The sequence below is a fragment of the Vibrio sp. 03_296 genome (genome assembly GCF_002265885.1).
In genome coordinates this window covers 1-3,813 of sequence record NZ_NPKW01000141.1, presented here as the reverse complement: position 1 = coordinate 3,813, position 3,813 = coordinate 1, and the positions used below count along the sequence as shown (strand labels likewise).

The window sequence follows — 3,813 nt, the reverse complement described above, 5'->3', positions numbered from 1 at the left end:
GCTTCATTACTGGTGTTTCTGTTGATTTAGCTACTCTCTCACCTCGTCATCCTCGCGAACGCGGGGATGCTATTGTATAGCGAGCACCGAGGCTCGGTTTTAGCGCTTCATTGTCGGTGTTTTTGTTGATTTAGCTACTCTCTCACCCCGTCATCCTCGCGAACGCGGGGATCCATCGTATAGCAAGCACCGTGGCTCGGTTTTAGCGCTTCATTACTGGTGTTTCTGTTGATTTAGCTACTCTCTCACCTCGTCATCCTCACGAACGTGGGGATCTATTGTATAGCAAGCGCTGTGGCTCAGTTTTGGCGTTCCATTATCGGTGTTGCTGTTGGTTTCGCTTTAGTTTTTGTCTGTTATTGTGAATGTGTTTCCAAACGTGGCATCCGGCGCTTGTGGATGAATGGATTCCCGTATGCACGGGAATGACAGGTGGGTGGTGCCGATCAATTCTCTCACCCCGTCATCCTCGCGAACGCGGGGATCCATTGTATAGCGAGCGCTGTGGCTTGGTTATATCGTTTCATTGCCAGTGTTGCTGTTGGTTTCGCTTTAGTTTTTGTCTGTTATTGTGAGTGCGTTGCCAATACTCGGATTCTGGCGCGTGTGGATGAATGGATTCCCGTATGCACGGGAATGACAGCTGGTGGTGCGGTTCAATTCTCTCACTCCGTCATCCTCGCGAACGCGGGGATCCATGGTATAGCTAGCGCCGTGGCTTGGTTTTATCGCATCATTACTGGTGTTTCTGTTGATTTAGCTACTCTCTCACCCCGTCATCCTCACGAACGTGGGGATCTATTGTATAGCGAGCRCCGTGGYTCGGTTTTATCGTTTCATTGCCAGTGTTGCTGTTGGTTTTGCTACTCTCTCACCTCGTCATCCTCGCGAACGCGGGGATCCATTGTATAGCGAGCGCCGTGGCTTGGTTATATCGTTTCATTGCCTGTGTTGCTGTTGGTTTCGCTTTAGTTTTTGTCTGTTATTGTGAGTGCGTTGCCAATACTCGGCTTCTGGCGCGTGTGAATGAATGGATTCCCGTATGCACGGGAATGACAGCTGGTGGTGCGATCAATTCTCTCACTCCGTCATCCTTACGAACGTGGGGATCCATCCGTCAGCACCCGCCATCACTAACGTTGATCACAATAATCCCAGCAACTTACGTTCACTTTCCCTAAAAACAAAAAAACCAACACTCTTTCAAGTGTTGGCTTAGATACTAAAGCACTAAAACTTAGTTAGTACCAGTAGTGCCAGTAGTGCCAGTAGTGTTGTTTGAAGAAACAACAACCGCTGTTGCCGCTACTGCTGCACCTGCCGCTACTGCTGCAGTTGTTGCTGCACCCGCGCCCGCTGCACCTGCGCCAGCACCTGCTGCTGCGCCTGTAGAAGCAGTTGTACTAGTTGCTGTAGTTGCTGTTGCAGCTTCACCCGCAGCAAATGCAGTAGAAGACACACCTAGTGCAATCAACGCTGCTAATGCGATTTTTTTCATGATTATTCCTTTGTATATATACGTTTTCAAACATCGATGTCGGAGCTTTAATAGCTCCGGTGTTTATTTTAGGTAGAATATGGACGGAATGTAAACAATTAGTTGTAGGTGCAACGATGTGAATTTATGGTTTTTATCTTATTGATAGTAACGTTTGCGTATCAAAAATCATTGTGCTCTAAGCCACAATATGGATAATAACCGCCCATAAAAAATATTAATAATGACACAATACTCAGTGGTGTCATAAAACGTCAGTACTTTGTTGCAGCAAGCCGTTATTAGAGCTATTGCGCAGCAAATTGTCCCAGCGCTATGTGGTTTTGCGTGCTTACCAAAGGGCGGTAGCGTGTCAAAAAAGCCACAAATCTGGGTGGAAAACCACACTTTTAACGGGTTCTTACATTTTCTTACGTTCAGTTAGCGTAGAATGTTGTGCGAAGCTGCTTAAAATCGCAGTCAGTGTGGGAGCTAGGCTATAAAGTATAGTTAAATGCGGTTAAGGAAAACGCCTTTAACTATGTTGAATACCTATGCTTTCAAAAGCGTTAGAAAGAAATGGTGTTCAATCGAACCTTTGCTCATTCAAGAGTGCTGTAAACATTCTTAATTTAGACGATTTGGCTTACATGGAACTAAAAACAAAACTTCTGCTAGCGATGCTAGCGCCTGCCTTGCTTGCCGGTTGTACTGTACCCGGCTCACATCTATCCACCGATAATAAAAACCTTGTTGAAGTGAACGATAGCAGCCAAGAAAGTAACCTTTCTGAGGTGGTTAATCTGTATCCGCTAAACGCTCAATCGGTCACGGAATACGCCAAAGCGCAGCATTTTGCTTCTCGCGCAAACCCAGAACTTGATCTGCAGATCGCTCGTTATGAATACAAAGTGGGCCCTGGTGACATTCTTAACGTTACCATTTGGGATCACCCTGAGTTGACGATTCCAGCAGGTTCTTACCGTAGTGCATCTGAAGCGGGTAACTGGGTACATGCAGATGGCACCATTTTCTACCCTTATATTGGCACTGTAGAAGTGGCGGATAAAACCGTGCGTGAGATCCGCGCCGATATTGCCAAACGTCTTGCGAAGTTTATTGAAAGCCCACAAGTGGATGTCAACGTAGCCGCGTTTCGTTCTAAGAAAGCTTACATTACCGGTGAAGTTGAAAATCCAGGCCAACAAGCCATCACTAATATCCCTTTAACTGTTCTTGATGCGGTTAACCGTGCTGGTGGCCTAGCGGAAGATGCCGATTGGCGCAACGTGACGCTTACTCGCAACGGTGAAGAGCAAGCCATTTCTCTTTACGCACTTATGCAGCGTGGCGACTTAACGCAAAACCGTTTATTAGAGCCGGGCGATATCATCCACGTGCCACGCAACGACAGCCAAAAAGTGTTTGTAATGGGCGAAGTGAAAGATCCCAAACTGCTTAAAATGGATCGCTCTGGTATGAGCCTGACGGAAGCCCTCAGCAGCGTTGGCGGAATCAACGAGCTCTCTGCCGATGCAACAGGCGTGTTCGTCATCCGCACGTCAGACAACAAATCTGAACGCATGGCAGATATTTATCAGCTCAACATTAAAGATGCCTCAGCACTAGTGATTGGCACAGAATTCGATCTGAAACCATACGATATCGTCTATGTGACCGCCGCACCGATCTCTCGCTGGAATCGTGTAATTGGTCAGTTACTACCAACTATCAATGGCTTCAACAACCTAACTGAAGGTGCTCTACGCGTTAAAACGTGGCCGTAAGATGATTTAAAAACGGCTCTATGGCCCTTTGGTCCTAAGGGCAAACGGATTGGATAAGTTTCGTGTAAGCAAGGATGCCTGATGAGGGTTTTGGGATTTGAAAGGCTTGAAGTATGGAAAAAGAGTTCAAGACTTTCTGTTGATATCGTCAAAGCCCTTCATAGCTGCAAAAACTATGCATTGGTTGATCAGATAACGCGAAGTTCCCTTTCCGTCCCTTCCAATATTTCAGAAGGTGAGGAAAGGGAAACGGCCAAAGAATCTGCGCGATTTTTATATATTGCTAAGGGTTCTTGTGGAGAAATGATTACTCAACTCTACATCGCGATAGAGCTGGGTTATATCAGCAAAGAGCAGGGAATGGCATTCGTTCAAGAAGCTAAACATATTTCTGTCATGCTGGCGAAGTTGATCAAAATTCGCAAAGGCACGGTACGATAACACTTGACATAATTGGTGTGGCTGTTCCTCTCCTGTTTTACAGGACCACAGGACCACAGGACCACAGGACCACAGGACCACAGGACCACAGGACCACAGGACCACAGG

The 3,813-nt window shown here is 46.6% G+C and carries 3 protein-coding genes; 2 read left to right on the top strand and 1 reads right to left on the bottom strand.

What is annotated here, in order from left to right; translation table 11 throughout:
• Positions 1 to 1,237 precede the first annotated feature (1,237 nt).
• Positions 1,238 to 1,498 carry a hypothetical protein gene (locus CIK04_RS18325; RefSeq protein WP_011078857.1) on the bottom strand — a complete coding sequence of 87 codons (261 nt, stop codon included), beginning with the start codon at positions 1,496 to 1,498 and terminating at the stop codon, positions 1,238 to 1,240.
• A gap of 629 nt (positions 1,499 to 2,127) precedes the next feature.
• On the opposite strand from CIK04_RS18325, the gene CIK04_RS18320 reads away from it, so the two are divergent.
• Both CIK04_RS18320 and CIK04_RS18315 read left to right on the top strand, forming a co-directional pair.
• Entirely contained in the window at positions 2,128 to 3,264 is a 1,137-nt protein-coding gene (locus tag CIK04_RS18320) for a polysaccharide export protein (protein ID WP_097353324.1), read from the top strand.
• A gap of 81 nt (positions 3,265 to 3,345) precedes the next feature.
• A complete protein-coding gene (locus CIK04_RS18315) occupies positions 3,346 to 3,705 on the top strand; it encodes a four helix bundle protein (protein ID WP_097353315.1) in 360 nt (119 codons plus the stop codon).
• Positions 3,706 to 3,813: the final 108 nt, after the last annotated feature.